Here is a 24893-nt window from a genome sequence, read left to right as displayed (position 1 = left end):
GATTGGAACATGAGTTTTTAGCGCATTTTTATGCGAATGAAAATGATGCGGATTGTGTCAACGCAGTAAGAAGGGCAGCCGAATCAGCACAGTTGAATGTATCTGAACAGTCTTTTCCATTTAAATGGGGAGAGGATTTCGGGATTATTACCTCCCGGTTCAAAGGGTGTATGTTTGGATTGGGCTCAGGCGAAAATCAACCTGCCCTTCATCATCCTGATTATGATTTCCCGGATGAATTAATTCCTGTGGGGGTAGCCATTTTTACTGCGCTTATTGAAAATCAACTGAAATAGAGCAATTCATTTAAACCCCTTCATCAACACACCATGGGACAAATCCTTACTGCAAAATGCCGATGCGGCTACACCGTGAAATCACTCAATTTCGGGGCGGGAATGATGAACTTTGAAGATTCCTGTTCTGTCCCGGCACTGGACCGAAATACCATGGAAATCGTTTCCCGGGACCTCATGAAACCGGGGGCAGATGATGGGAACCTGAGTTATTATACGGAGCCCGAAATGAACGACGGGGCCGCCAGGGAAAGCCCGTATGAGCACTTCGACAGATTTATTCAGCGCAGCAGGAATTATTGCCCGAAATGCCATCAGTTCACCCTCGGTTTTGAAATGACGGCACTCTATGATTGAGGATTGGGCTTAATGATCTGATAGGCGCGGTGCCCGCTTGAGTGGCATCGCTGTTTTCTGTCCTGTATTTCACTTCTTCCACGCGGTTCCCTGGAAAAGCAAAACCCCAAACTGATCAGTCATGATTCCGGCAGGCGAACATCAATTGGTCGTTGCGCATCAGTCTTATTCCTGCTTCGGGGAAGATAGATTTTCACTAACTTTATGCTCCGAGAAAACCCGGGAATAACCCAATGGATTTCCATGCCAAAAATATTGATCAAACGGCGGCCGAGCTGAAGACTGATCTGTCAATGGGACTGTCAGAGGGGGAAGCTAGGGAGCGGCTGAAACAGAACGGACCGAACAGGCTGAAAAAAGCGCCAGAAAAAACGATCCTTTGCCTTTTTCTGGAACAGCTGAAGGACTGGCTGATCTATGTGCTTTTCGCTGCGGTGCTGATTACCGTTTATCTGGGTGCACTGGTGGATGCCGCCATCATTTCAGGAGTGATTCTTATCAATGCATTTCTCGGGGTGTACCAGCAGCGCAAAGCAGCGCATGCTGTGGAAGCCCTGCAGAAAATCAGTTCACCAAAATCTTATGTAAAAAGGGGAGGAAAAAGGAATGAGATCGACTCCGGTCAACTGGTAGCCGGTGATGTGGTGGTGCTCGAAACCGGCAGGATGGTGGGTGCGGATCTTCGGCTGGTGGAAAGTGTGAACCTGCGGATCGAGGAAGCCGCGCTGACCGGCGAATCCCAACCTTCGGAGAAAGATGCAGCATCCGTCATCACGGAGACCAACGCACCGCTCGGTGACCGGAAGAATCTGGCGTTCATGGGCACTACTGTGACCGCAGGAAGAGGAACCGGAATCGTGACCACAACAGGAATGGAAACGGAAATCGGGAAAATTGCAGGCATTATCCAAAACGAGCCTGAGGAAAAAACTCCGCTCGCGCAGCGGTTGGACCAATTGGGTAAAATACTCGGTTTCGTTGCTGTGGCGGTATGTGTTTTCCTCTTTGTGCTGTCGTGGTTTCAGGGGCGGGATGTGGCGGAAATGTTCCTGATCTCAGTTTCGCTTGCAGTGGCATCCATTCCCGAAGGTCTTGCAGCCATCGTGGCAGTGGTACTTTCAGTGGGCGTTACTGCGATGTCGAAAAACAATGCCATCATCAAAAAGCTGCCTGCCGTGGAAACTTTGGGTTCGGTAAACATCATCTGCACGGACAAAACGGGAACCTTAACCCAAAATAAAATGACCGTGGAAAAGTTCTGGACCTCCGAGGGATTGTTTCAGTCCGGAAATGGAGTGGATCCCGGAGAAACCGCCCGGTTGTTGGTGAAGGGGATGATTCTGGCTTCCGATGCCACTCTGGAAAAGGGAGAAAGTACAGGTGATCCCACTGAAATTGCACTCCTGAAACTGGGCGACGATCTGAATATCAACCGGGCACAGCTTGCACGGGAAACTGTGCGTCTGGAGGAAATTCCGTTTGATTCTGCCAGAAAAATGATGTCTGTACTGATTAGACACGGAAATGAGCTGTCGGTTTTTGCTAAAGGCGCTCCGGGAAAGATCCTGGAAAAATCCACAATGATTCTGAAAGAAGGAACCCCCGTTCCGTTAAACGGTATGCTGAAGAACGAAATCAGAAAAGTGGCGGAAGAAATGTCTGATGAGGCCCTGCGCACTCTGGCGCTCGCATACCGCCAGGTTGCCACGGTACCCTCACGGATTGCAATGGAGCAGGATCTGATCCTGGTAGGGATTGCGGGAATGATTGACCCGCCGCGTGAAGAGGCCAAACCTGCCATAGAAAAAGCCCGAAACGCAGGCATTACCACCCTGATGATTACCGGGGATCATGCACATACTGCTTTTGCCATCGGCAAAGATCTGGGCATTGCGGTTTCTGAAAGAGAAGTGGTGACCGGCAGGGAACTGGACGAAACCGGTGAAGACCAGCTGAGAGCTTCTATTGGGAATTACCGAATATTTGCCAGGGTCTCTCCGGAACACAAAGTGAAAATCATCCGTGCGCTGAAAGCCGGAGGAAATATTGTTTCCATGACCGGTGATGGCGTGAATGATGCACCCTCACTGAACGCTGCCGACATTGGTGTGGTCATGGGAATTACCGGAACCGACGTAGCGAAGAGCGCTGCAGATATGATCCTCACCGATGATAATTTTTCTACCATTGTGAAAGCGGTGGAGCATGGCAGAAATATTTACCGGAATATCCGCAAAGCCGTCATTTTTCTGCTGAGCTGTAATTTCGGCGAGGTGATTTCCATGGTGGCTGCGCTGCTGATTGGTTGGCCGGCTCCATTGCTGGCGACGCAATTGCTTTGGATCAATCTCATTACCGATTCCCTTCCGGCCATCGCTTTGGGTATGGATCCCGGCGATCCTGAAGTAATGAATGAGCGCCCGAGATCTTCGCGGGAAAGTTTCTTTTCCCACGGCGGTACACTGCAGGTGGTTCTGGGCGGTTTGCTGATTGGCGCAATCACGGTGTTTGGCTATTGGTATGGATTTTACGAATTGGGATTTTCACCAATGGATCAGGATATTCCCGATGAGGTCCTGAAGAATGCAAGGACGCTTGCCTTTCTGATCCTTGTTTTTGCCCAGCTGTTTTATTCATTGGCACTTCGTCACCGCAGAAAATCTGTGTTCACCATCGGTATTTTCAGCAACCCATATTTGATTGGTGCCCTGGTTTTGGGGGTGGTTTTACAGTTGTTGCTGCTGTTCGTGCCTTTCCTTCAGGATGCTTTCCAACTTCATTTTCCCGATGCCGGAGGTTGGCTTACCGCATGTGGTTTGGGATTGGTTCCACTGGTTTTCAGCGAGGTGCACAAACTGTTTAAAAGAATTTTGTGGTAATCCGCCCAGAAGCTTTCCGCATTGATGTTCAGTTGTTTTTCAGAGGTCACTAAAAATAATGGGTGCACGATTTTTGGCCGAAATAACAATGACGAAACTTCGCCTCTTCCTGTGGAAAGCAGCGATCTCAAAAACAATTCAATCCCAATGTCAGCTCAACCCGGTAATCTTACCATTTTTGTCTATGCTCATTCCTTCCGCAGCAGGAACATTCGGTAATCCCGGCATCCGCATCATGTCGCCAAGGATCGGGATGATGAATCCGGCACCGGCTGCAAATTCAAATTCACGGACGGTGATTTTAAAGTTGGAAGGGCGGCCGATTTTGGTTTCGTCGTCGGTAAGGGATTTTGGGGTTTTCGCCATGCAGATCGGCACTTTATCAAAACCCAGATCGTAGATGGTTTTCAACTGGTTTTTTGCCTTTTGGGAATACACCACGGTATCCGCTCCGTAAACTTCTTTGGCGATGGTCTCGATTTTATATTCCACCGAATCATCCACTTTGTAGAGAGGCTTGAAATCATTGCCGCAATTGGAGGCACAGAACGCCACTTCCTCGGCGAGTTCGGTCATTCCCGCACCGCCTTTGGTGAATTCTTCAGCGAGGATGGCTCTCACGCCGAGTTTTTTGCACTCTTCCTGGATGAAGTTGATTTCTTCATCGGAATCAGTGGCGAAACGGTTGATGGCAACAATCGGCCTTAAACCGAATTTGAAACTGTTCTCGATATGCTTTATGAGGTTGGCAATTCCATTTTTCACGAACGGAAGGTTTGGAACTTCATATTCGCCTTTCTTGGCACCGCCGTGGTAACGCAAAGCGCGGATGGTAGCTACAATCACCACTGCATCGGGTTTCATTTTTCCGTAATGGCATTTGATGTGGAGGAATTTCTCGGCTCCCAGATCACCTCCGAAACCAGCTTCTGTGACGACATAGTCGGCGAGCGAAAGTCCGGTTTTCGTGGCGATGATGGTATTGGTTCCCTGCGCGATATTCGCGAAAGGACCTCCGTGAAGAATCGCGGGATTTCCCTCCAGACTTTGCACCAGGTTGGGCTTAATGGCGTCTTTAAGTAAAATGGCCATTGCGTTTTCTGCTTTTAAGTCTCTTGCGAAAATAGGTTTTTTGTCAAAAGTATAGCCCACGAAGATATTTCCGAGTCTGGTTTTCAAATCTTCAAAATCCTGGCTCAGACAGAGAATCGCCATCACTTCACTTGCCGGAGTGATGTTGAATCCTTCTTCACGGGTAATTCCGTTGTTGGAACCACCCAAACCGATCACGATTTGCCGGAGTGCGCGGTCGTTCATGTCCATCACGCGTTTCCATACGATGGTTCGCGGATCGATGTTTAAGGAATGTTTCCTGTTCTGAAGATTATTGTCTATGAGTGCTGAAAGCAGGTTATTGGCTTTCTCAATGGCTGCAAAGTCTCCTGTAAAGTGCAGGTTGATGTCCACCATCGGGATCACCTGTGCGTAACCGCCTCCTGCAGCGCCGCCTTTCACGCCAAAAACCGGACCGAGGGATGGTTCGCGCAACACGGCGATGGATTTCTTGCCGATTTTATTCAGACCGTCATTCAAACCGACCGATACTGTGGTTTTTCCTTCACCGGCGGGAGTGGGGTTGATTGCTGTGACGAGGATCAGTTTTGCTTTTTTGATCTTTTCTTCGTCGATGTATTTCAAGGGAATTTTGGCTTTGTATTTTCCGTAGTATTCCAGATCATCATGGTGGATTCCGATTTTATCGGCGATGGTTTTAATGTGCTGGATTTGCGCGGACTCTGCGATTTCCAGGTCGGTTGGGAAACTCATGTTGTACAATTTTAAACAACCAAATTTAGCCAAACTATAGATTCCTGCGAAATATTTTGGAATGTCTTATGTCAGTTTTTGACTTTTTACGGAGTTGCGACCTGAATGAATTTGTTCCAATGTAGCCGGACCTGTTCTTAACCATGAAAGCAATTGAAAGATTAGGAGCACAATGGGATCAGATTGATGAGGGTTCATATCCCTCCGGAATACGGTGCCCCATTTCATCTGACGAAGTTAATTCCCAATAAACATACGGTTCGTTGGATTTGAACTGATAATGGAGTTCATGTGAAGGAGAGGTTTTGTATTCGCGCAGTGATGTTCCCTTGTGCAATCGGGGCTAAAAATTATTAATCCTGTATCATTTTTAGCCACCATAAAAATCCGTAAATTTGCAGATTCCCAGTTTAAAAGAACTATCCGGGAAAAATGAGAGCAAGAAATGCAAAAAACCAGCAGCCATTCCGACAACCATTCTACTTCCGCCGCTGATGGCAAAGAATATATAGAAATATACGGAGCCCGCGAACACAACCTGAAAAGCATTTCGGTGAAAATTCCGCGAAACGAACTCGTGGTGATTACCGGACTTTCGGGAAGTGGCAAATCCTCGCTGGCTTTCGATACCATCTTTGCGGAAGGTCAGCGACGCTATATCGAGACTTTTTCCGCATACGCAAGGCAGTTTCTCGGCGGTTTGGAAAGACCTGATGTGGACAAAATCGACGGACTTTCGCCGGTGATCGCCATCGAACAGAAAACCACGAACAAGAATCCACGTTCCACAGTAGGAACCGTGACTGAACTCTACGATTTCCTAAGACTGCTTTTCGCCAGGGTTTCTGATGCGTATTCAATGACTTCCGGTAAAAAACTCGTGAGTTACACTGCCGAGCAAATCCTGGAAACCATTAAAGAAAATTATAAGGGGGAGAAAGTGTTGCTCATGGCACCCGTGGTCCGTTCCCGAAAAGGGCATTACCACGAACTTTTTCTGCAGAAACTGAAAAAAGGTTACGGACAGGCAAGAATTGACGGTGAGTTGGTAGATATTGAACACGACCTGAAACTCGACCGCTACAAAACCCACGACATCGATATAGTGATCGACCGGTGGATTATCGGTGAAAAAGCAACCGAACACCGAATGGAAAATTCCCTGCGAACTGCCCTGGAAATGGGAGAGGGAACCATCGGGCTGCAAAAACTCAACGAGAATGAAGTCCATTATTTCTCCAAAAACCTGATGGACGACGAAACCGGAGATTCACTGGAATTACCGGAACCGAATACTTTTTCTTTCAATTCGCCCAAAGGAAGTTGCCCGAATTGCAAAGGTCTGGGAACCATCAAAAAGGTGAACACCGATTATTTTGTAGAGAATCCGAAACTTTCCATCAGCCAGGGCGGTTTGCTGCCTTTGGAAGATATCAAGTCGAACAAATGGATACTCGCACAGATCAAGAATATTCTGGAAGTTTTTGACAAAGATTTATCGACACCTATTAAAGATATTCCTAAAGATGCCTTGGACCTGATCTGTTTCGGGGCGCACAAAGAGGTGGCTAAAGAGCTGAAACATGCAGGCATCACGAAGAAAATCAAGGTCAATTTCGATGGTTTGGTATCGATCATTGAGGAGTTGATTGAAGACAAAGAAAGCTATGACGCGATATTGCTTGAAAGGCACTTTACCAACGAAGAAGTTTGTCCGGAGTGCAAAGGAACGCGTCTTCAGCCGTCAAGTCTAAGTTTCAAGATCGACGGAAAAAATATTGCCGAAATCAACGCCTTAAGTTTGGCCGATTTGATGGACTGGCTCCATGAAGTGGAAGACCGGTTCAGCGACAAAAACAAGATCATTGCCCATGAAATCTTAAAGGAGATCAAGACCAGACTGCAGTTCCTTTTGGATGTGGGACTGGATTATCTGAGCTTGAGCCGGAGTTCGCGAACCCTTTCGGGAGGTGAATCACAGCGGATCCGTTTGGCGACCCAGATTGGTTCTCAACTCGTGAATGTGCTCTATATCTTGGATGAACCTTCTATCGGGCTTCACCAAAGAGATAACGAACGGCTGATCAGTTCTCTGAAACATTTGAGGGACATCGGGAATTCCGTGATCGTGGTAGAACATGACAAGGACATGATTCTGGAAGCAGATGAAGTGCTGGATATCGGTCCGCGTGCCGGAAAGTTCGGTGGCGAAATACTTTGGCAGGGAAAGCCGAAAGATTTGTTGAAAGCCAACACCTTGACGGCGGATTATATTTCAGGCAAAAAGAAAATCGAAGTTCCCAAGGAAAGAAGAAAAGGAAATGGGAAGTCATTAGTGCTGAAAGGAGCTGCCGGAAATAATTTGAAGAATGTCAATCTGGAAATTCCACTCGGAAAACTGGTGGTGGTGACCGGAATTTCCGGAAGTGGAAAATCGTCTTTGATTAATGGTACCCTTTATCCGATTTTGAACCGACACTTCTACAGAGCAGTGCAGGAACCTTTGCCCTACAAAAGTTTTGAGGGAATAGAAAATATTGACAAGATTGTGGATGTGGACCAGGCTCCGATTGGAAGGACGCCGCGTTCGAATCCCGCCACTTATACCGGAATGTTTACGGACATCCGAAACCTTTTCGCCGAACTTCCGGAATCTAAAATCCGGGGGTACAAAGCGGGACGGTTCTCCTTTAACGTGAAAGGCGGAAGATGCGAAACCTGTCAGGGGGGAGGTTTGAAAGTCATTGAAATGAATTTCCTTCCGGATGTGTATGTGCATTGCGAGACCTGCAACGGAAAGCGTTTCAACCGGGAGACGCTGGAAGTGCGCTACAAAGGAAAATCCATTTCAGACGTGCTGGAAATGACAATTGACGAAGCAGTGGATTTCTTCGCACCGATCCCGAAAATCTTCAACAAAGTGAAAACTTTGCAGGATGTAGGATTGGGTTACATCACTTTGGGGCAGCAATCCACCACGCTTTCCGGAGGGGAAGCACAACGGATCAAACTCGCTACAGAACTCGCCAAAAGGCAGACCGGAAATACTTTATACATCCTGGATGAACCGACCACAGGTCTTCATTTTGAAGACGTGAAAGTGTTGATGGAAGCGGTGAGCAAACTCGTGAATCTGGGGAATTCCTTCATCATCATTGAACACAATATGGATGTCATCAAATTGGCGGACCACCTCATAGACATTGGTCCGGAAGGCGGAAAACACGGCGGAAAGATCATTGCCGAAGGAACACCGGAAGAATTGGTGAAAAGCAAGAAATCGCTTACGGCTAAGTTTTTGAAAAGAGAATTGGAGTGAATTTCTCAGGCTAAGTTCGTTGCGAGGTGAAATCAAAGATTCGGCGGAGTCCATTTGGACTTTGTCAATTAATTGCTCTTTTTCATTATTCAATTCCCGTTTGTTGCTCAGTGGGTTTTCAAAAGGTCATCTGCTTATTTTTTATGATTTTTATCCTGAAAGTCGAATATTATTAAACATTTTTAAGCATAATTGAAAATATAGCTGTTTTATTTTCAGGTAGTTGGTGTTTCATAATGGTTAATGTTAACCCAATGTTAACAAAATGTAAACTCAGTGTGAATTCTATTTTCTATATTTGTATCGTAAATGTTCAACTCATTATTAACCAATCCATTAATCATACAAGAAAATGAAAAAGATATTCACCAAAGCAGTAGCGATTTTAGCATTGGGGGTCGCAATCAGTGTCTTCTCTCAGATCAAGGCTCAAAGCAGCAATAATATAGAGGAGGTTACCATTAATTCTAAAGGAATATTCGGCGAGTTGCGCCAATTGGTCGTCAGCAATTTCGATTTTACAAACCCTAATTTAACCGAAGGAACCACCGATTCTGTCCTGGAATTTAATATCGCAGAAAACGGCAAAATCACAAATATTCACGCAAAAGGCGGCTGCAAATATGTTTCCGAAGAACTGGAGCATGTGATGAAAAGCCTGCTCTATAAAGTGGATGTGAATAAACTGAACAAGAACCTGATGGCATCTACATTTATCATGCCGGTAAGTGTGAATGTGAACAGCAAATAATGGAGCAGCATCTCTATCAAAAAGAAGCCGGACGGAATGTTCGGCTTTTTTCAATGAAGTGCAGTCCTAAAACTTGAACCCGATACTGAAATAATACCTCCAGATATCGATCAGGTTATTTTTTGAAACACTGAAGTTGAGAGGTCCCACCACCGAAAAGTAACCGAGATTGATTCCATATCCAAAAACGTTTTGGGAATTACCCTCATCAAAACCGCTCAACTCTGCAGAAATCCTTCCATAGCTGAGTGACGGAGTGAGGTAAAATTTACCGAAAGGATTATATTGCGCCGCAAAACCTAATTTTGCGATGGAGTTCACAGGCAATTCTTTTTGTTTGAAACCTTCAAACTCCGGGTTCATCCCATCATCATTAAATTCGCTTCCGCCGGTGTAGAATTTTTGGTTCAGAAAAATGTAAGGGATGTTTTCATCCGGGATTGTGTTTCGGCTGAAATGGCGGCCCAGATATCCATTAAACTTCAGCGAGAGCTGTTTTGAAACAGGCCATGCAAAATTTTCATTGATAAAGATTGCGGTCAGTGCTTCTGGCATGGTATAAAAATCATGGTCTGGATTAAGATACAGATCCAGTCCGGGTTGTGTCTTGTCCAGGTCGTAAGTGTTGTAATGGTTGTTGAAATAAGTCCTCATTCCGATGTGGAGATAGTTTCCGCTTTTGGCATAATATCGGGTGCTCAAACTGTTCTGGATGTATTTCAGATAAACAAATTGATTGTTGTGGCTGAACAATTTAGGGTCATATTCGTCCAGAAGACTTCTGGCGATATCGTTTAAAGAGTTTTTGAGAAGCTCGGAATTGTGTTCGGCTCCGATCCCAATTGCCGAATTGGAGTTGATTTTGTAATTTATTCCGATCCCGCCCATGAAATTGGAATATTTATAGTCCGGGAAAATCACTGCGTTTCCCTGTGCGGTTTCGCCAATCAGTCTGAAAAAGATGTCGTTGCTGTTCGTGCTGGTATATTTTGTTTCTGCGGTGACGAAAAGACGGTTTTTTCGGTCGATGAATTTTTGCAGGTTTAATCTTGCCTTGAACTTTTCGGCGATATCTATGGTTGCAACCAATCTGGACTTGGTGAACAGGAGGTCACGGTAGGTATAGTTGACGATGATTCCCACAGATTGTTCATTGTCATAATGCGGTGCGAGTTTGAACCGGCCTGCTTTTGCCTTTTTTACAAAAACATTCATAATGAGTCCGGATTCTGAATCGGTGTAGGTGTAATAAACCTTGTCGTAAAGCCTTGTTCCGAAAACATAGTCAATGCTCTGGTTCATGGTTTTCGCGTCATGATAGGTTCCGGTTTCCAGATTCATCAGATTTTTGATGGATTCTATTTCCTGCTGAGAAGCGATCGCTGTTCCGTCTTCATTAAAATATCTGATTTCCACCGTGGGTTTCTTCACTTCCTGCATCATTTTGTGGTCGTAAACCACCCCAAGTCTTCTTTGTTCTTCCGCAACTTTTACCAGTTCGGGAAGAATTTTTTTGGTTTCCTCTTCACCGATCTTGATTATTTTCTTATATTTTTTAAAATCTTTGGTGGTGATGTCTTCCAAAGGTGCCACAAAATTCACAAGCACATCCGTATCTTTTCCTTGAACCTTGAAATCTTCCACCGACCGGATGGCGTGTGTCTGATAAATCATTTTTAAAGGATTCTCAATTTCTTCCTTGGTAAATAGCCTGAACCCCGTGTACCCCCCAATCACGAAATCTGCGCCCATGTCTTTGACTTCCTTCACCGGGAAATTGCGGTCAAGTCCACCGTCAACGAGTAATTTTCCATCAATATAAACCGGGGAAAACGCCGCAGGAATCGCTAAAGTAGAACGAATCGCCAGTGGAAGCGATCCTTTTTTCTGCATGATGAGACCACCGCTCACAATATCGGAAGAGGTCAGTTCCACAGGAATTTGGAGTTTGCTGAAATCGTTGATGTGTTTCGTGGGAAAAGTAAGCGTGTTCAGCACTTCTCCCATATATTGCCCTTCAATAAGCGAACTTGGCAGGGTAGGAATTCCTCTCACGATCGGAAATTCAATGATGTATTTGTCAAATTCGTCCTTTTCTTCGATATTCACTTTGCGATAAGGGATTTTGTTGCTCAAGATGCGGTCCCAGTTCATTTCATAAATCGTGGATTTTAGATCTTTGCCGGTGTAGCCCATCGCATAAAGTCCGCCGAGAATTCCGCCCATACTTGTCCCGGTGATATAGTCGATTTTAATCTGCAAAGAATCTATGGCATTTAAAAGTCCGATGTGGGCGAAACCTTTTGCCCCGCCACCGCTTAAAGCGAGTCCGAATTTTTTCTGATGGTTGGTCTTAAGGGTGTCTTGTGCGGAATAATGATTGAAGAAAGTAATGGTCAATAGAAAAACAGCGTAGATTTTAATTTTCATGGGCAATAGGTAAGCAGCTAAATTACTTTTTTTTATTGTTTTTAGGGCAATTTTGCTATTTTTATATCCTTGAAAAAACCGGAACTGCATTAACTTGTTTCTGGTCAGAGTGCTTGAAAAAGATTATTAATGCTTTAAATTCAATTTTATGAATCCTTTTTTAGACGTATCTCTCCGCTCGCTTGCCGTTTATCTGTTCATGGTTTTGGCATTGAGGATTTTTGGAAAAAACCAGCTTTCGCAGCTGAATGCGGGAGATGTCATCTTGCTGCTTCTGATTTCAAATGCCGTTCAGAATGCAATGGTCGGACAGGATACTTCCCTACAAGGTGGTTTGGCAGCGGCCACGGTTTTATTTTTGGCCAATTTTGGTTTAAAGAAATTGATGTTCAGAAGTAAAAAGATGCAGCACCTGATCGAAGATGAACCCGAAGTTTTGGTTCGCGATGGAGTGGTAGATCTGGTGAAACTGAAACATGCCGAAATCACCAGTGATGAATTGCTGGAAACGATTCGGGAACATGGTGTGGAAGACTTGAAGCATGTGAAACTCGCCGTGTTGGAAGTGGATGGAAATGTGAGCGTAATTTCCATAGACCAAAACAACCAGACGAATTTTTCCAGGCATAAAAGAAAATTCCCCAGAAAGGCACACCGGATCTGACCGGAATTCCCAAACAGTGATGATGGTGAATTCCTCTCCGCTGCAATGTTGGTCCAATTACCTATCGGGATGGACAAAACCCGAAAGACGGGGTGGCAATGAGATTAAAAACGCAAGAAAATAGAATGTAAACAAGTCATATGAATTACGAAATACGACCGATGCGTCCCGAAGATGGCGCAAGAGTTTTGGAAATCTTCCAGCAAGGAATTGATGGTGGCAATGCTACTTTTGACGACCATGTTCCCGTTTGGGAAGCATGGGATACGGATCATTTCAACGTGTCCCGTTTTGTTTTGGAGGATGAAGACGGAAAAGTAGTGGGTTGGTGCGCCCTGAAACCCGTGAGCAAACGCGACTGTTTCAAGGGAGTGGCAGAAGTGAGCATTTATCTGGACAATGCTGTTCAGGGAAAAGGTTTGGGTAAAATGCTTTTACGGAAATTAATTCTTGATAGTGAAGATCATGGATTCTGGACTTTGCAGGCCGGGATTTTCCCGGAAAACGAGGCAAGTATCGCAGTTCACCAAAAACAGGGATTCAGGATCGTGGGAACCCGCGAGAAGATTGGGAAAATGAGCGGCATTTGGCGGGATATTGTTTTCATGGAGAGGAGGAGTTCGGTTGTTGGGGTGTGATCTGGCTTTTTGGTCCTTTTCGGTGCTGCCTTCCGATAGGAATAAGTTTCGGTTGTCCTATAACCGATAAAGCAACCATTCGGTATTTGCATGAAGAAATTGAAATTACTTCAAAGTCCGTTCTGCACTGGCGTTATTATCAAATGATGTCCTTTATTTTTAATTATTCTTCCCTATTTTTTACTTAAGATTTTCATTTGGCATTAAGATTGAACCTATGGTGTTAAGTTTTAAATTATAATGAAATGAAAAATATAATAAAAATAATGGCAGTAACAGGTTTGGTCTTTGCTTTGGCGTCTTGCGCCGCAACTAATGATCCTTATGCAACCAATTATCCGAACAACTATCCGGCAACTTATCCCGGCAATGGTCCCGTCTTCAGGGCTCCGGACGGAGCGGTTTACAGGCAGGGCGAAGTGTACCGGGACCGAAACGGAAATGTCTATCAGAACGGCAGAGTGATTCAGACCGGTGATGTTTACGGGCAACCCGGAATCTTAGGCAGAAATGGCAACAACACGGTATATTATCCGAACAATAACGCCAGGAGACTACCACCGGGACAAGCCAAAAAAATCTACGGTGGGGAAGCCAAAGATTACGCACCGGGCCAGCTTAAAAAAAGAAACAGCAGCTGGGGAAATGACAAGAAATGGCGCAAAGATGAGGAAAAGAGAAACAAAGCTAACAGCAAAAAATACCATCAGAACCGGGATGACCAAAATGACCGAGACGACTGAAAAAAGCGGGATGAATTTCCCGCTTTCTCTTTAAAAACAACATGTGAATTAACTGGTTCACAAATCCTTGATTTCGTCCCAATCGTTGTCGGAATCGTGTTTTTTAATTTTTATCGATGCTTCCGAGCACTTTCTGCGCAAAACCATTCAGCGCCTCTCTTTCGCTCATTCCGTTTTTCACGTTCTGATGAACTTCCAATGCACCACAAATGTCGGTAATCATTTCTCCCACTACATTCAGGTCTTCTTCGGTGGTTCCCCGGAATTCTGAAAAAGATTCCAGAACCTCCAAAGCTGTTTCCAGGTTTTCAGGGGTTTGATTCTGATAAAACTGTCTGATTATTGGGAGTTTCATTAATTCAATGTTTTGAAAAGGTTCAACAAAATATCCTGCTGGTTGGTCTGAACTTGATCTACCAAACTTCCGTTCCTGAAAACCGCAAAGGTGGGCAGGTTATCCACTTTCGCCAATTTTCTGCTTTCCGGAAGCTTTTCCGCATCTACATAAAGGAAAGGAATCTCCTCGTTTTCAGAAGCCAGCTTTTTGAATTTCGGTTTCATGATCCGGCAGTTTCCGCACCATGACGCTCCGTACTGAACGACCACTTTTTCATTGTCTGCAACAATTTGCTGCAAATTATCTTCTGCTAATTCTGTGTACATTTTTTTGAAGGTATTAAGGTGAAAGTGTATCCATGTAGCATTCACTCGGTCAATAATTGGTCAGATTTTCATTGACTATTGCTAAGGAATGCATTGTTGCATGATAAAATATTGGACTAATTCTTATGCGTTGCCAAATATTCTGCGGTTGACTGTCTGTCCGCTTTCATCGCGTCTTTTCCTTCTTCCCAGTTTGCAGGGCAAACTTCGCCGAATTTCTGCACGTGCGTGTAAGCATCGATCAGTCTCAAATATTCCTTCACATTTCTTCCAAGCGGCATATCGTTTACTGATTCGTGGAAGATTTTTCCGGTTTCGTCAACCAGATAAGTTGCTCTGTAAGTAACGTTTGAACCCGTGAAAAACTCGTTTCCTTCTTCATCAAACTCAAACTCCTGATCCACGATCCCTAAAATATTCGCCAGTTGTCTGTGCGTATCGGCAAGGATTGGATAAGTTACCCCTTCGATTCCTCCCTGGTCTCTTGCGGTGTTCAACCATGCGAAGTGCACTTCATTGGTGTCGCAAGATGCACCGATCACTTTGGTGTTTCTTTTTTCAAATTCCGGCAAAGCTTCCTGGAACGCGTGCAACTCGGTAGGGCAAACGAAAGTGAAATCTTTCGGATACCAGAATAAAAGAACTTTTTGGTGGTTCTTTGTTGCCTCTTCCAGAATGTTGATTTTCAGATCATCTCCCATTTCAGACATTGCGTCGATGGAGATATTTGGGAATTTTTTTCCAACTAATGACATATGATTTGTTTTAAATATTGTGCGGCAAAGATATGAAGATTCCATCAATGATAAAAGAGGTGCTGATTTATATCATCTATTGCAATGAATGGGTAACCGATTTGGAAATTTGGCACAGATTTCTTTAATAGCAAGGTTTTTTGATCTGATTTTTAAAGTCTCATTGGCAAAAGGCTGATTTTTAATATTATTTTTAGTCACCTTGGATTTATTTTGAAAATTATTGTTTAAATTCACGTCAATAAATAAAACCGCTATGAAAAAGATCCTCGTCATTTTGCTCGTCGCTTTTGTCTTGATTCAGTTCTTTCAAATTGACAAGACCAATCCGGCTCCGACTCCTCAAATGGATTTCCTGAACATTAAGAAAACTCCCGAATCCACTGCTAAATTAATTAGAAGCAGCTGCTACGATTGTCACAGCAATGAAACTAAATATCTGTGGTATGCAAATATCCAGCCGGTAGGTTGGTTTCTGAAAAACCACATCGATGAAGGCCGGCAAAAACTGAATTTTTCTACTTTTGCGAATTATGAGCCCAAGAAGCAGGCGCATAAATTGGACGAAGCTGCAGAGATGGTGCAAAAAGGTGAAATGCCGATGGATTCTTATGTAATCATCCATTCTGATGCGAAACTGAATGATGCCCAACAGCAGGAACTCATCAAGTATTTCAAGTTAATAGCGAGTGATACCAGGATTCTAAACCACCTTCCGGTGGAGGCTGAAAAAGAATAAAGTTTTCAATAATGGATTCATCCAAATATTATATTTTCTATGACGGCGATTGTGGTTTCTGCAACTACTGGGTCAATTGGATTTTAAAAAACGATAAAAAGGACAAGTTTCTTTTCTCGCCGCTGCAATCTGAGTTTGGACAAAGTTTTTTGAAAGACAGAAATCTTGCCAACAAAGACCTGAAAACCATTTATCTTTGGAAACCCAGCTCATTTTATCTCACCAAATCTCAGGCGATTTTTGCTGTTGGCAGAATTTTGGGAGGCGTGAATGCGGTTTTCGGAAATATGAACTTCCTCCCAAGAATACTCACAGATTTCGTTTATGACAAAGTCTCAGAAAACAGGATGAAACTGTCTTCGCAGAAATGTTTGGTCCCGGATGAAAAGGAGAGGATGAAGTTTGTCGAAAAATTGCAATCTTATTAAGACGTAAAAAGACTTACCAAATTGTTCTAAGTGTGCAGATCATGTTAATTTCATTAATTGCCTTTGGAAATTTTTTTTAAGTTGAAGGCTAATGTAAAACAGATGACTGATCATTCAAAAGGTTGCATTTCCGAAAGGTGAAAAATTAGACAAGAATTAGAAAATTTTGGTGGAGACGGAGGTATTGATGACTTTTTTTCTTATTTTTTAGAAAAAAGGATTATTTTTAAAGTGATTCCGAAATCCAGAAAACGCAGTAACTGCATAAAAACTTCCTTTATTCAGTTTTCTTGGGGATTCGCCTTCGCCGGAATGACCAGTACATTCTTCATATTATTTTGCAAAACCTGAAACCTGAAGCTGGAAACCATTCAAGAGTTCAACCAAAATCAAACTGCTCCAAATAATCTCAAACTTCGCTATCTTTGCACCTATGGAATACAACACCCAACGAACCCATCTTCATATGCCTGAATATGGCAGAATCATTCAGCAACTCGTGGAACGCTGCAAAGAACTCCCAACCAAAGAGGAAAGGAATGAACTTGCCACAGCGATTGTAGATTTTATGGGGCAGAGAAATCCCCAACTTCGGGATGAGGAAAATTATAAGCACAAACTTTGGGGACATCTCTACATTCTTGCAGATTACGATCTGGATGTGGATTCTCCATATCCTTTCCCAACCCGTGAGGAAACCCAGGCGAAACCGAAAAGGATGGATTACCCGGTTTTGCAGGGCGAATTTAAATTTTACGGAAAAAGCATTTTGCAGCTGATCGAAAAAGCGATTGAGCTGGAAGCGGGTGAAGAAAAAGACGCGCTGATCCAGGTCATCGCCAATAATATGAAAAAATCCTACAATGTTTACAACAAGGAACATGTGCAGGATGAGGTCATTTTCAGGCATCTGAAAGATCTTTCAGATGACCGGCTGGATTTGACAGGAATCGATTCCCTGGATAAGAGCAAAATCTACTATGCTTCCAACCGAAGCAACAAAAACCAGAAAGGCAGTCAGAACAGCCAAACCAAAAGACGAAACTACCACAACAATAAAAATCGAAAATAAGGATGAGCGGAACATTTCAAATACAGGGCGGAAAAAGGTTGCATGGCGAAATTACTCCGCAAGGTGCTAAAAATGAGGCGCTTCAAATTTTGTGTGCAGTCCTTTTGACCGATGAGGAAGTTCGGGTAAAAAACATTCCCGACATCCATGATGTGAATCGGCTCATCGAAATCCTGGGCGATTTTGGGGTGAAAATCACCAAAAACGCACACGGCGATTATACTTTCAAGGCCGATTCGGTGAATTTCGATTACATTAAATCCGATGAATTTAAAAAAGACGGTGCAAAACTGCGTGGTTCAATCATGCTTTTGGGACCCATGTTGGCGAGATATGGTGAAGCATACATGCCGACTCCGGGGGGGGACAAAATCGGGAGACGACGTTTGGATACACATTTCCAGGGTTTGGTGGAATTGGGAGCAGAATTTCACTATGACGAACAGGAATATTACTATTCATTAAAGGCAAAAGAGCTCAACGGAAAATTTATCCTGTTGGAAGAAGCCTCCGTAACCGGAACTGCAAATATTTTGATGGCAGCAGTTTTGGCGAAAGGTAAAACCAGAATCTACAACGCCGCTTGTGAGCCATACCTGCAGCAACTTTGCAAAATGCTCAACAGAATGGGTGCCAATATTTCTGGAATCGGTTCCAACCTTTTGACCATTGAAGGCGTATCGCATCTTCGTGGAACAGAACACACCATGCTTCCGGATATGGTAGAAATCGGTTCGTGGATTGGTCTCGCTGCGATGACCAAATCTGAAATCACCATCAAAAACGTCAACTGGAACCAGCTCGGCGTTATTCCCCACACGTTCAGAAAATTAGGAATCCAACTCGAACAAAGAGGAGACGATATCTTTATTCCGTCACAGGAAAATTACAGAATCCATAAATTCATCGACGGTTCTATTCTCACGATTTCAGATGCGCCTTGGCCGGGATTTACTCCGGATTTGCTGTCGATTATTTTGGTGGTGGCAACCCAGGCTAAAGGAACGGTGCTCATTCACCAAAAAATGTTTGAATCCAGATTATTCTTCGTGGACAAACTCATCGATATGGGAGCGCAGATCATCCTCTGTGATCCGCACCGCGCCACAGTTGTTGGTTTAAATCACGAATCGCCACTTCGCGGAACCACCATGACTTCACCCGACATCAGAGCCGGAAACGCATTGCTGATCGCCGCACTTTCAGCGGAAGGAAAATCCACCATCCACAATATTGAACAGATTGACCGCGGCTATGAGAATATTGATGGCAGATTAAGAGCATTGGGAGCAGATATTGAGCGGATTTAGAGGGAATGGGTTGAGTGGCATAGTGGTTAAGTGATTTAGTGATTTTGGGTTTTTTCGCTTAATCCTGCGTTTTTTACCAACCACCGCCACCGCCACCGCCGCCACCGCCACCAGAGAATCCTCCACCACCGGAACCTGATGATGAGGTTGACGCAGAAGTAATTGAGCTGGTCAATGAACTGGAGAATACACCCACATTGAAGTTGTGAAACGAGCCGCCATAGTAATAGGTGGGTCGGTAATCTGCACCGGAATCTGATAAATATTTAGTGAATTTTTCGCCCCAAATTTTGTCCACTCCGAAAACCACCGCATACGGAAGGAGTTTTTCAAAAAATTCCGGCGTCATTTTGGGTGGATTGTGGAATTTTAAAACTTCATCTTCTGCGGCGTGCATGTACATTTTGAAACCATCGATCATTGAAATTATCCGTAATTTTTCTACTGATGGTTTTTTGATTAGCCATTGGTAAACCATCAACGAAATTATAGCCAATACCAAGAAAGTATAGCAGCTGTTGAAATTGTTATTCACAAAGGAGAATTCATCAAATCCTAAACGATACGCAAAAATAAATGCTCCTAAAACAAAGAACACTCTCACGAAATTCCAGCCGATTTTTCCCATTTGGCTTCCGATAAATGTGACTGCCGTGAAAGTGATGGCAAGGATCACAAAAATCACTATACCGAAACCAAACTTATTGCCATCGGGATTGATGAGGTAAGAAATTCCTAATCCAACCAAATAGACGATCGAAATCAGAATTCCGGGTATCCAGAGTTTTGAAAAATTATTTCCTTCGTTCAACAGCTGGTCATGTTGGTATTTTAAGCTGGCTTTAAAGTTTTCTACGGTGGATTCGAGGTCTTCGCTATATTGGCCGTCTAGAGTCACAGTTTCGCCTTTTCTGAAAAGTGAATTCATCAGCAAAATTTCTTCCTTAGCTAAGGATTGGTCCACATTTTTTAATTTTTCTAAAGTGAAAACTTTTCCTTTAAATATACTTAAAAGTCCTTTTGCTTCACTTTCCCTAATTTTTAAAAAACCTTTTATGGCCAAACCGATAATGGCTGCCGTAATCTGTTCATCCCGAAAACTTGCGGAACGGATATATCCCAATGAAGCAGGTGAAAGATTTTCCGGAGCACTGAACTGAGGAAAAATAACCGGACTAGGCGGATCAACCCCATACTTTTTCCATGTTCTGTAGAAATAAAGGATGAGTCCAATTAGCGTTAACAAAAAACCGAATAACAATCCATATTTTTCGAAGGAATTAGGTGATTTTGGTGGAATCATTACCCCTTTGTTGAAACCGACCGAAATCGTTAATCCCTCATTACTAAGTAAATTAAAAGCTTCCCAACTGATGGAATTTTCCGAAAGAATTTTCGAGGAACAGTCTTGTTTTTTGCTTCCTGTGGTTCCTGTGTAGCAGCTGTTTTTAAGAATTTTTGCGTTTTCAGGCAGTTTTACGGTTGCGGAAATAGAATCGATGTTGAAGTTCCAGAAATTGCCGTTGACATTCCAATAAAGTTCATCGTATTTCTCGAAAAAACCGATTTGTTTTTTGGTTTTGTAGGTTAGTTCGTAGGTGTAAATTCCTGGCTCTAATTCTATATTCCGGTCTCCGATTTTGATGTCAAATGATTCGTATTTATTTTGGGTGGTAAAAGGTTCGGTTGCACCATTCTTGTTGACGGAAAGAACGGTGTATTTTACACTTTGTGAGCTTCCGTTGATATTTCGAGTAACTGGTAATTGCCGAAAAATTCCGTGCCGAATTTGATTACCGCTGGATTCGATTTTGATTTTTTCAGTTACCGTCAAAGAGGCGTCTTGATGAACGATAATATCTGAATGAAAATTGATAATCCTTTCGCGGATGAAAAACGGGTTGAAAGAAACCTCAGTTTGAGCAGACGAGAAAAAATAGAAAAGCAGAAAGAAAATTGAAATAACCTTTTTCACTGATTTAGAATTTCATGTTTGGAACCGCTCTCTCTGCAGTATTTTCCAGTTCAAAGAATGCAGATTTCGAGAATTTAAACATGTTTGCAATAATGTTGCTCGGGAAAGTGTCCACCAGAATATTGTTTTCGCGCACGGTTCCGTTGTAATATCTTCTTGATTTTTCTATGTCGCTTTCCACATTAGACAGTTCGCCTTGCAACTGCATGAAATTTGCATTGGCTTTCAAGTCCGGATATTGCTCTGCTACGGCATTCAGGCGCATCATTGCTTGTCCGAGACTTTTTTCGGCGGTTTCTTTTTCCTGCACAGAATTTGCGCTCATCGCGTCTGCTCTGGCTTTGGTGACGGCATCAAAAGTTTCGCGCTCATGTATGGCATAACCTTTCACGGTTTCCACCAAATTCGGAATCAGGTCGTAGCGTTTTTTCAACATTACATCAATGCTGCTCCACGCTTCCTGAACCATAGTTTTAAATTTTACCAGTCGGTTGTAGGTAGAAACTCCATAGAGAAGGAATAGAATTCCAACTGCGAGAATAATTGCTAAAATAAACATTTCAATAAATTTTTGTTTGGTTGCGAATCCGATAAATGAGATATGTTTGTAAAGTTAAAAATTATTGTCAATGGGGCGATTTTTTATTTTAATCTGATTGTTAATTTTTTAGTTTCTAAGGTTATCTCATTGATTTTCTCTTAAATGGAAACTGCCTTTTCCCCACTTTTCTTATCTTTTCAAAAATTTTCTGGGCTTCAAAAGTTGAAGTAACCCATTCTTAACTTAAAATGATTTCGCCAGATGAGTTGTGTTTTAACACACTGAGCTGTTTAGAACCACATCCGAACAGTACCTATACAGTGGTACTGTAAACTACGGTGCAACTATGGGTGAACTATGGCTCAACCTCCGCTTTCGGTTTGCTGTAAGTAATTAAGAGGAATTTAATAGAAGAAATTTACTACTTTTGTGAGGTAGTAGTAAATGTTAATGTCCTGATTAACAAGATGATGTAAAAACACAAAAAATATGGGAACAGCACATTCTATTTCAGAAATTTCAGGAAAAGTAGGTGATTGCATTATGAACGGTGCCGTATTAGCATAATTTTCAAGCATAAACATCAGTACACCGCACCAAGTCAAACCGCTGGCAAAGGCTCCCCACTTTTGAGTTTTTAAAAATATGATCAGTTCCTCCTTTTTTTACACCCAACACCCAACATCCATCAACCAACTTCCAGCATAAAAAACTATCTTTGCAAAAATTTTTGGGCTCCAAAAGATGGAGTAACCCATTAATAATCATCGTCCTTCATTTATTGAGAGGATTATTAAACAAAATTTTATGAGCAATATTGTCGCAATCGTTGGAAGACCCAATGTAGGAAAGTCCACCCTGTTTAACCGTTTCCTGGAAAGAAGAGAAGCCATTGTAGATTCTACAGCCGGCGTAACCCGTGATCGCCATTACGGAAAATCGGATTGGAATGGAGTAGAGTTCACGGTAATTGATACCGGTGGCTACGAAGTAAATACCGAAGATGTTTTCCAGGAAGAAATCTCAAAACAAGTTCAGCTGGCGATTGATGAGGCCACTTCCATTATTTTTATGTTGAATGTGGAAGAAGGATTGACCGATACGGATGAGGAGATTTTCGAGATGCTTCGCCGCTCCAATAAACCGACCTATATCGTGGTCAACAAAGTGGATTCTGCGAAAGAAGAATTGGCAGCGACCGAATTTTACCAGTTGGGAATTGAGAAATACTACACTTTATCTTCTGCAACCGGTTCCGGAACAGGAGAATTGTTGGATGATATTGTCAAAGATTTTCCGTCCACCGAATACAAAGACCCATTTGAAGGATTGCCGAAAATTACGATTGCGGGAAGACCGAATGTGGGGAAATCTACTTTGACCAATGCCCTTTTAGATGTTGAAAGAAACATTGTGACCGATGTTGCGGGAACCACCCGCGATTCCATCGAAACGCTTTACAATAAATTCGGCCATGAATTTGTGCTGGTGGACACCGCCGGAATGCGTAGAAAAGCGAAAGTGAAGGAAGATCTGGAGTTTTATTCCGTGATGCGGTCAGTTCGCTCGATCGAATATTCAGATGTGGTCATCATCATGGTGGATGCAACTTTGGGTTGGGAAAGTCAGGATATGAACATTTTTGGTTTGGCCCAAAAGAACAGAAAAGGAATCGTGATCCTGGTCAACAAATGGGATTTGGTGGAAAAAGAAACCAACACCATGCGCGATTTCGAGAATGCCATTAAAGCAAAAATTGGGCAGTTTACGGATGTCCCTATTCTGTTTATTTCTGCTTTAACGAAACAGAGAATCCTGAAAGCTGTGGATACGGCGATGGAAGTTTACCAAAACCGTGCGAAGAAAATCAAGACTTCAAAACTCAACGAGGTGATGCTTCCGATTTTTGAGAAGACGCCACCACCGGCAATCAAAGGGAAATATGTGAAAATCAAATACTGTGTTCAGCTTCCTACGCCGAGTCCGCAATTTGTGTTTTTCTGTAACCTTCCACAGTATGTAAAAGAGCCTTACAAAAGGTTTACCGAGAATCAGCTTCGCAAGGAATTTGGTTTTACCGGAGTTCCCATTGAGGTTTATTTCAGACAGAAATAAATGACAGTCCTTTCGGGATTTCCGGTGCTGAAAGTTTTTTTTCATGTTTTTCAGCCATTTAAAGGGAATATCAGAAGTTTTGAAATGCTTTCTGGTGAGGTGTTTCTTAAATTTACGAACTTTGTAAAATAAAATAAATAGAATGGTTACCGTTTTAGCAGACAATTTTTCATTAGTAAACTCCTGGATCAACGATTTAAGAAACACCGAAGTTCAACGCGATCGCATGAAGTTCCGCAGAAATATGGAACGCATCGGAGAAGTTGCGGCTTTCGAAATCTCAAAAGGTCTGGAACAAAAAGAACTGGAGATTCAAACGCCTTTGGATAAGATTAAAGTCAAGGAAATTGCAGTTCAGCCGGTCATTACCACGATTTTGCGAGCGGGGGTTCCCTTATTCCAGGGAATCCTGAATTATTTTGATAAGGCAGATTGTGGATTTGTGGCAGCTTACAGAAAACACGACGCTAACGATTATTTTTCGATCAAACAAGATTATCTTACCTGCCCAAATATCGATGGACGACCATTGATCGTGGCTGATCCTATGTTGGCAACAGGCGCAAGTTTGATCGAGGCTTTGAAAGATTTGCTGAATCACGGGAAACCAACCCAGCTGCATATTGTGGCTGCAATTGCTTCAAGACAAGGAGTAGAAACACTTGAAAAAGCGTATCCGGAAGCAAAAATATGGATCGGAGCATTGGATGAAAACCTGACATCTAAAGGTTACATTACACCTGGTTTGGGCGATGCGGGAGATTTGTCCTATGGTGAAAAGCTGCAGCGGTAGTGGTCCGCAATTCGCATCCACATTAATTCTAGGCACAAAAAAAAGGAAAGATTTGGACAGGGTTCCATTTCAAAGACTTGGTTGCCGAATACATCAGCTAATGTCGTCTTAAAGGCAGAAAGAGAATTAACCAAAAATTTCCTTATTTGGGAAGAGTAAAATTAAGAAATTATTTCAAATAAAAAGCCAGATTCACTTTTTTTTTATGATGATTTTTGTCAAACTGGAGATGGCTTGAAAATCATTGATTTTCTTTATTTCCCAGTACCTGTTTTTCAGCAACTTCAAGGATTTCAATGGGTTGAGCTCCGCAAATGGACATTCTCCTGAGCGGTTGATAGGTTACCCATACTTTTTTGCCCGGTGAAAGGTTGGAGATTTTGCTAGTAATCTCGGTCACTTCGTAATTGTTACCGCTTTTGTCCTGAAGAAGATAGTCGCAGTTTTCTGATTTCACGGCAGTCATTTCTGTAAACCGGTTGGGTGCGGATTCTGCAGTGGAAGTCACGGAATTGGTCATCATGCAGGAAATTGGGAAAATGAATGTGGACAAAAATAAGTTTTTCATACGGGTGGTTTTAAAAAAAGCTGCTGAATT

At 43.1% G+C, this 24893-nt stretch carries 22 protein-coding genes; 14 read left to right on the top strand and 8 right to left on the bottom strand.

Translation table 11 applies throughout. The features are described 5' to 3' along the window. From L0951_RS09435 to L0951_RS09425, 3 genes are all read left to right on the top strand, one after another. A partial coding sequence (locus tag L0951_RS09435) for a M20/M25/M40 family metallo-hydrolase (protein WP_234110982.1) occupies window positions 1-296 on the top strand: 296 nt, incomplete at its 5' end. A gap of 33 nt (window positions 297-329) precedes the next feature. After that, complete coding sequence (locus L0951_RS09430; protein ID WP_234110981.1) at window positions 330-653, top strand: hypothetical protein; 324 nt, start codon at window positions 330-332, stop codon at window positions 651-653. A gap of 233 nt (window positions 654-886) precedes the next feature. Next, a complete protein-coding gene (locus tag L0951_RS09425; RefSeq protein ID WP_234110980.1) occupies window positions 887-3532 on the top strand; it encodes a cation-translocating P-type ATPase in 2646 nt (881 codons plus the stop codon). 150 nt (window positions 3533-3682) lie between these two features. Here the strand turns inward: L0951_RS09425 and L0951_RS09420 are convergent, their stop codons facing one another. Next, window positions 3683-5359 carry a formate--tetrahydrofolate ligase gene (locus L0951_RS09420; protein WP_234110979.1) on the bottom strand — a complete coding sequence of 559 codons (1677 nt, stop codon included), beginning with the start codon at window positions 5357-5359 and terminating at the stop codon, window positions 3683-3685. 445 nt (window positions 5360-5804) lie between these two features. Here L0951_RS09420 and uvrA point away from each other — a divergent pair, with 445 nt between their 5' ends. Beyond that, on the top strand, window positions 5805-8678 hold the full coding sequence (uvrA, locus tag L0951_RS09415; RefSeq protein WP_234110978.1) for an excinuclease ABC subunit UvrA: 2874 nt from the start codon (window positions 5805-5807) through the stop codon (window positions 8676-8678). A 352-nt stretch (window positions 8679-9030) separates the two neighbouring features. Continuing rightward, the gene (locus L0951_RS09410) at window positions 9031-9429 is read left to right on the top strand and encodes a hypothetical protein (protein ID WP_234110977.1); all 399 of its coding nucleotides are present in this window, start codon (window positions 9031-9033) and stop codon (window positions 9427-9429) included. 66 nt (window positions 9430-9495) lie between these two features. On the opposite strand, the gene L0951_RS09405 is transcribed toward L0951_RS09410, so the two are convergent. Next, window positions 9496-11859 carry a patatin-like phospholipase family protein gene (locus L0951_RS09405; RefSeq protein ID WP_234110976.1) on the bottom strand — a complete coding sequence of 788 codons (2364 nt, stop codon included), beginning with the start codon at window positions 11857-11859 and terminating at the stop codon, window positions 9496-9498. A gap of 148 nt (window positions 11860-12007) precedes the next feature. Here L0951_RS09405 and L0951_RS09400 point away from each other — a divergent pair, with 148 nt between their 5' ends. The 3 genes from L0951_RS09400 to L0951_RS09390 all read left to right on the top strand — a co-directional run bounded on the left by L0951_RS09400 (window position 12008) and on the right by L0951_RS09390 (window position 13904). Next, entirely contained in the window at window positions 12008-12523 is a 516-nt protein-coding gene (locus tag L0951_RS09400; protein WP_234110975.1) for a DUF421 domain-containing protein, read from the top strand. Between the two features lie 140 nt (window positions 12524-12663). Next, the gene (locus L0951_RS09395) at window positions 12664-13161 is read left to right on the top strand and encodes a GNAT family N-acetyltransferase (protein ID WP_234110974.1); all 498 of its coding nucleotides are present in this window, start codon (window positions 12664-12666) and stop codon (window positions 13159-13161) included. 245 nt (window positions 13162-13406) lie between these two features. Next, window positions 13407-13904: a hypothetical protein gene (locus tag L0951_RS09390; protein WP_234110973.1), complete on the top strand. Its 498-nt coding sequence runs from the start codon at window positions 13407-13409 to the stop codon at window positions 13902-13904. A gap of 103 nt (window positions 13905-14007) precedes the next feature. Here L0951_RS09390 and L0951_RS09385 read toward each other — a convergent pair whose 3' ends face one another. From L0951_RS09385 to L0951_RS09375, 3 genes are all read right to left on the bottom strand, one after another. Then, the gene (locus tag L0951_RS09385; protein WP_234110972.1) at window positions 14008-14259 is read right to left on the bottom strand and encodes a DUF6952 family protein; all 252 of its coding nucleotides are present in this window, start codon (window positions 14257-14259) and stop codon (window positions 14008-14010) included. After that, window positions 14259-14567: a thioredoxin family protein gene (locus tag L0951_RS09380; RefSeq protein WP_234110971.1), complete on the bottom strand. Its 309-nt coding sequence runs from the start codon at window positions 14565-14567 to the stop codon at window positions 14259-14261. The genes L0951_RS09385 and L0951_RS09380 overlap by 1 nt, the downstream gene beginning before the upstream one ends. A 116-nt stretch (window positions 14568-14683) precedes the next feature. Beyond that, entirely contained in the window at window positions 14684-15322 is a 639-nt protein-coding gene (locus L0951_RS09375) for a peroxiredoxin (RefSeq protein ID WP_234110970.1), read from the bottom strand. A 256-nt stretch (window positions 15323-15578) separates the two neighbouring features. On the opposite strand from L0951_RS09375, the gene L0951_RS09370 reads away from it, so the two are divergent. The 4 genes from L0951_RS09370 to murA all read left to right on the top strand — a co-directional run bounded on the left by L0951_RS09370 (window position 15579) and on the right by murA (window position 18871). Further along, on the top strand, window positions 15579-16061 hold the full coding sequence (locus tag L0951_RS09370) for a heme-binding domain-containing protein (protein WP_234110969.1): 483 nt from the start codon (window positions 15579-15581) through the stop codon (window positions 16059-16061). Between the two features lie 11 nt (window positions 16062-16072). Further along, window positions 16073-16489, top strand: coding sequence for a thiol-disulfide oxidoreductase DCC family protein (locus L0951_RS09365; RefSeq protein ID WP_234110968.1), 417 nt, complete (start codon window positions 16073-16075; stop codon window positions 16487-16489). A gap of 433 nt (window positions 16490-16922) precedes the next feature. After that, window positions 16923-17561, top strand: a complete 639-nt coding sequence (locus tag L0951_RS09360; protein ID WP_234110967.1) for a DUF4290 domain-containing protein — start codon at window positions 16923-16925, stop codon at window positions 17559-17561. Window positions 17562-17563: 2 nt separating this feature from the next. Then, window positions 17564-18871: a UDP-N-acetylglucosamine 1-carboxyvinyltransferase gene (murA, locus tag L0951_RS09355; RefSeq protein ID WP_234110966.1), complete on the top strand. Its 1308-nt coding sequence runs from the start codon at window positions 17564-17566 to the stop codon at window positions 18869-18871. Window positions 18872-18944: 73 nt separating this feature from the next. Here murA and L0951_RS09350 read toward each other — a convergent pair whose 3' ends face one another. Together L0951_RS09350 and L0951_RS09345 are read right to left on the bottom strand one after the other, a co-directional pair. Then, window positions 18945-20846, bottom strand: a complete 1902-nt coding sequence (locus tag L0951_RS09350) for a DUF2207 domain-containing protein (RefSeq protein WP_234110965.1) — start codon at window positions 20844-20846, stop codon at window positions 18945-18947. Window positions 20847-20850: 4 nt separating this feature from the next. Further along, window positions 20851-21405, bottom strand: coding sequence for a LemA family protein (locus L0951_RS09345; protein WP_234110964.1), 555 nt, complete (start codon window positions 21403-21405; stop codon window positions 20851-20853). A gap of 789 nt (window positions 21406-22194) precedes the next feature. Here L0951_RS09345 and der point away from each other — a divergent pair. Beyond that, window positions 22195-23502, top strand: coding sequence for a ribosome biogenesis GTPase Der (gene der / locus L0951_RS09340; protein WP_234110963.1), 1308 nt, complete (start codon window positions 22195-22197; stop codon window positions 23500-23502). 142 nt (window positions 23503-23644) lie between these two features. Further along, window positions 23645-24295 (top strand): uracil phosphoribosyltransferase, encoded by a 651-nt coding sequence (gene upp, locus L0951_RS09335; RefSeq protein ID WP_234110962.1) that lies wholly within the window; start codon window positions 23645-23647, stop codon window positions 24293-24295. Window positions 24296-24536: 241 nt separating this feature from the next. Here upp and L0951_RS09330 read toward each other — a convergent pair whose 3' ends face one another. Next, the gene (locus L0951_RS09330) at window positions 24537-24863 is read right to left on the bottom strand and encodes a hypothetical protein (RefSeq protein WP_234110961.1); all 327 of its coding nucleotides are present in this window, start codon (window positions 24861-24863) and stop codon (window positions 24537-24539) included. Window positions 24864-24893: the final 30 nt, after the last annotated feature.

The organism is Chryseobacterium sp. R2A-55, assembly GCF_021401085.1.
Classification (GTDB): Bacteria; Bacteroidota; Bacteroidia; order Flavobacteriales; family Weeksellaceae; genus Kaistella.
The sequence above is the reverse complement of the archived record's forward strand: the minus strand, read 5'-3'. Positions and strand labels throughout refer to the sequence as shown.

Coding starts and splice junctions, on each gene's coding strand:
- L0951_RS09365 (WP_234110968.1), top strand. CDS start 16,073: ATGGATTCATCCAAATATTATATTTTCTATGACGGCGATTGTGGTTTC.
- L0951_RS09430 (WP_234110981.1), top strand. CDS start 330: ATGGGACAAATCCTTACTGCAAAATGCCGATGCGGCTACACCGTGAAA.
- L0951_RS09405 (WP_234110976.1), bottom strand. CDS start 11,859: ATGAAAATTAAAATCTACGCTGTTTTTCTATTGACCATTACTTTCTTC.
- L0951_RS09385 (WP_234110972.1), bottom strand. CDS start 14,259: ATGAAACTCCCAATAATCAGACAGTTTTATCAGAATCAAACCCCTGAA.
- L0951_RS09360 (WP_234110967.1), top strand. CDS start 16,923: ATGGAATACAACACCCAACGAACCCATCTTCATATGCCTGAATATGGC.
- L0951_RS09410 (WP_234110977.1), top strand. CDS start 9,031: ATGAAAAAGATATTCACCAAAGCAGTAGCGATTTTAGCATTGGGGGTC.
- L0951_RS09425 (WP_234110980.1), top strand. CDS start 887: ATGGATTTCCATGCCAAAAATATTGATCAAACGGCGGCCGAGCTGAAG.
- der (WP_234110963.1), top strand. CDS start 22,195: ATGAGCAATATTGTCGCAATCGTTGGAAGACCCAATGTAGGAAAGTCC.
- uvrA (WP_234110978.1), top strand. CDS start 5,805: ATGCAAAAAACCAGCAGCCATTCCGACAACCATTCTACTTCCGCCGCT.
- murA (WP_234110966.1), top strand. CDS start 17,564: ATGAGCGGAACATTTCAAATACAGGGCGGAAAAAGGTTGCATGGCGAA.
- L0951_RS09330 (WP_234110961.1), bottom strand. CDS start 24,863: ATGAAAAACTTATTTTTGTCCACATTCATTTTCCCAATTTCCTGCATG.
- L0951_RS09395 (WP_234110974.1), top strand. CDS start 12,664: ATGAATTACGAAATACGACCGATGCGTCCCGAAGATGGCGCAAGAGTT.
- L0951_RS09380 (WP_234110971.1), bottom strand. CDS start 14,567: ATGTACACAGAATTAGCAGAAGATAATTTGCAGCAAATTGTTGCAGAC.
- L0951_RS09390 (WP_234110973.1), top strand. CDS start 13,407: ATGAAAAATATAATAAAAATAATGGCAGTAACAGGTTTGGTCTTTGCT.
- L0951_RS09345 (WP_234110964.1), bottom strand. CDS start 21,405: ATGTTTATTTTAGCAATTATTCTCGCAGTTGGAATTCTATTCCTTCTC.
- L0951_RS09420 (WP_234110979.1), bottom strand. CDS start 5,359: ATGAGTTTCCCAACCGACCTGGAAATCGCAGAGTCCGCGCAAATCCAG.
- upp (WP_234110962.1), top strand. CDS start 23,645: ATGGTTACCGTTTTAGCAGACAATTTTTCATTAGTAAACTCCTGGATC.
- L0951_RS09375 (WP_234110970.1), bottom strand. CDS start 15,322: ATGTCATTAGTTGGAAAAAAATTCCCAAATATCTCCATCGACGCAATG.
- L0951_RS09400 (WP_234110975.1), top strand. CDS start 12,008: ATGAATCCTTTTTTAGACGTATCTCTCCGCTCGCTTGCCGTTTATCTG.
- L0951_RS09370 (WP_234110969.1), top strand. CDS start 15,579: ATGAAAAAGATCCTCGTCATTTTGCTCGTCGCTTTTGTCTTGATTCAG.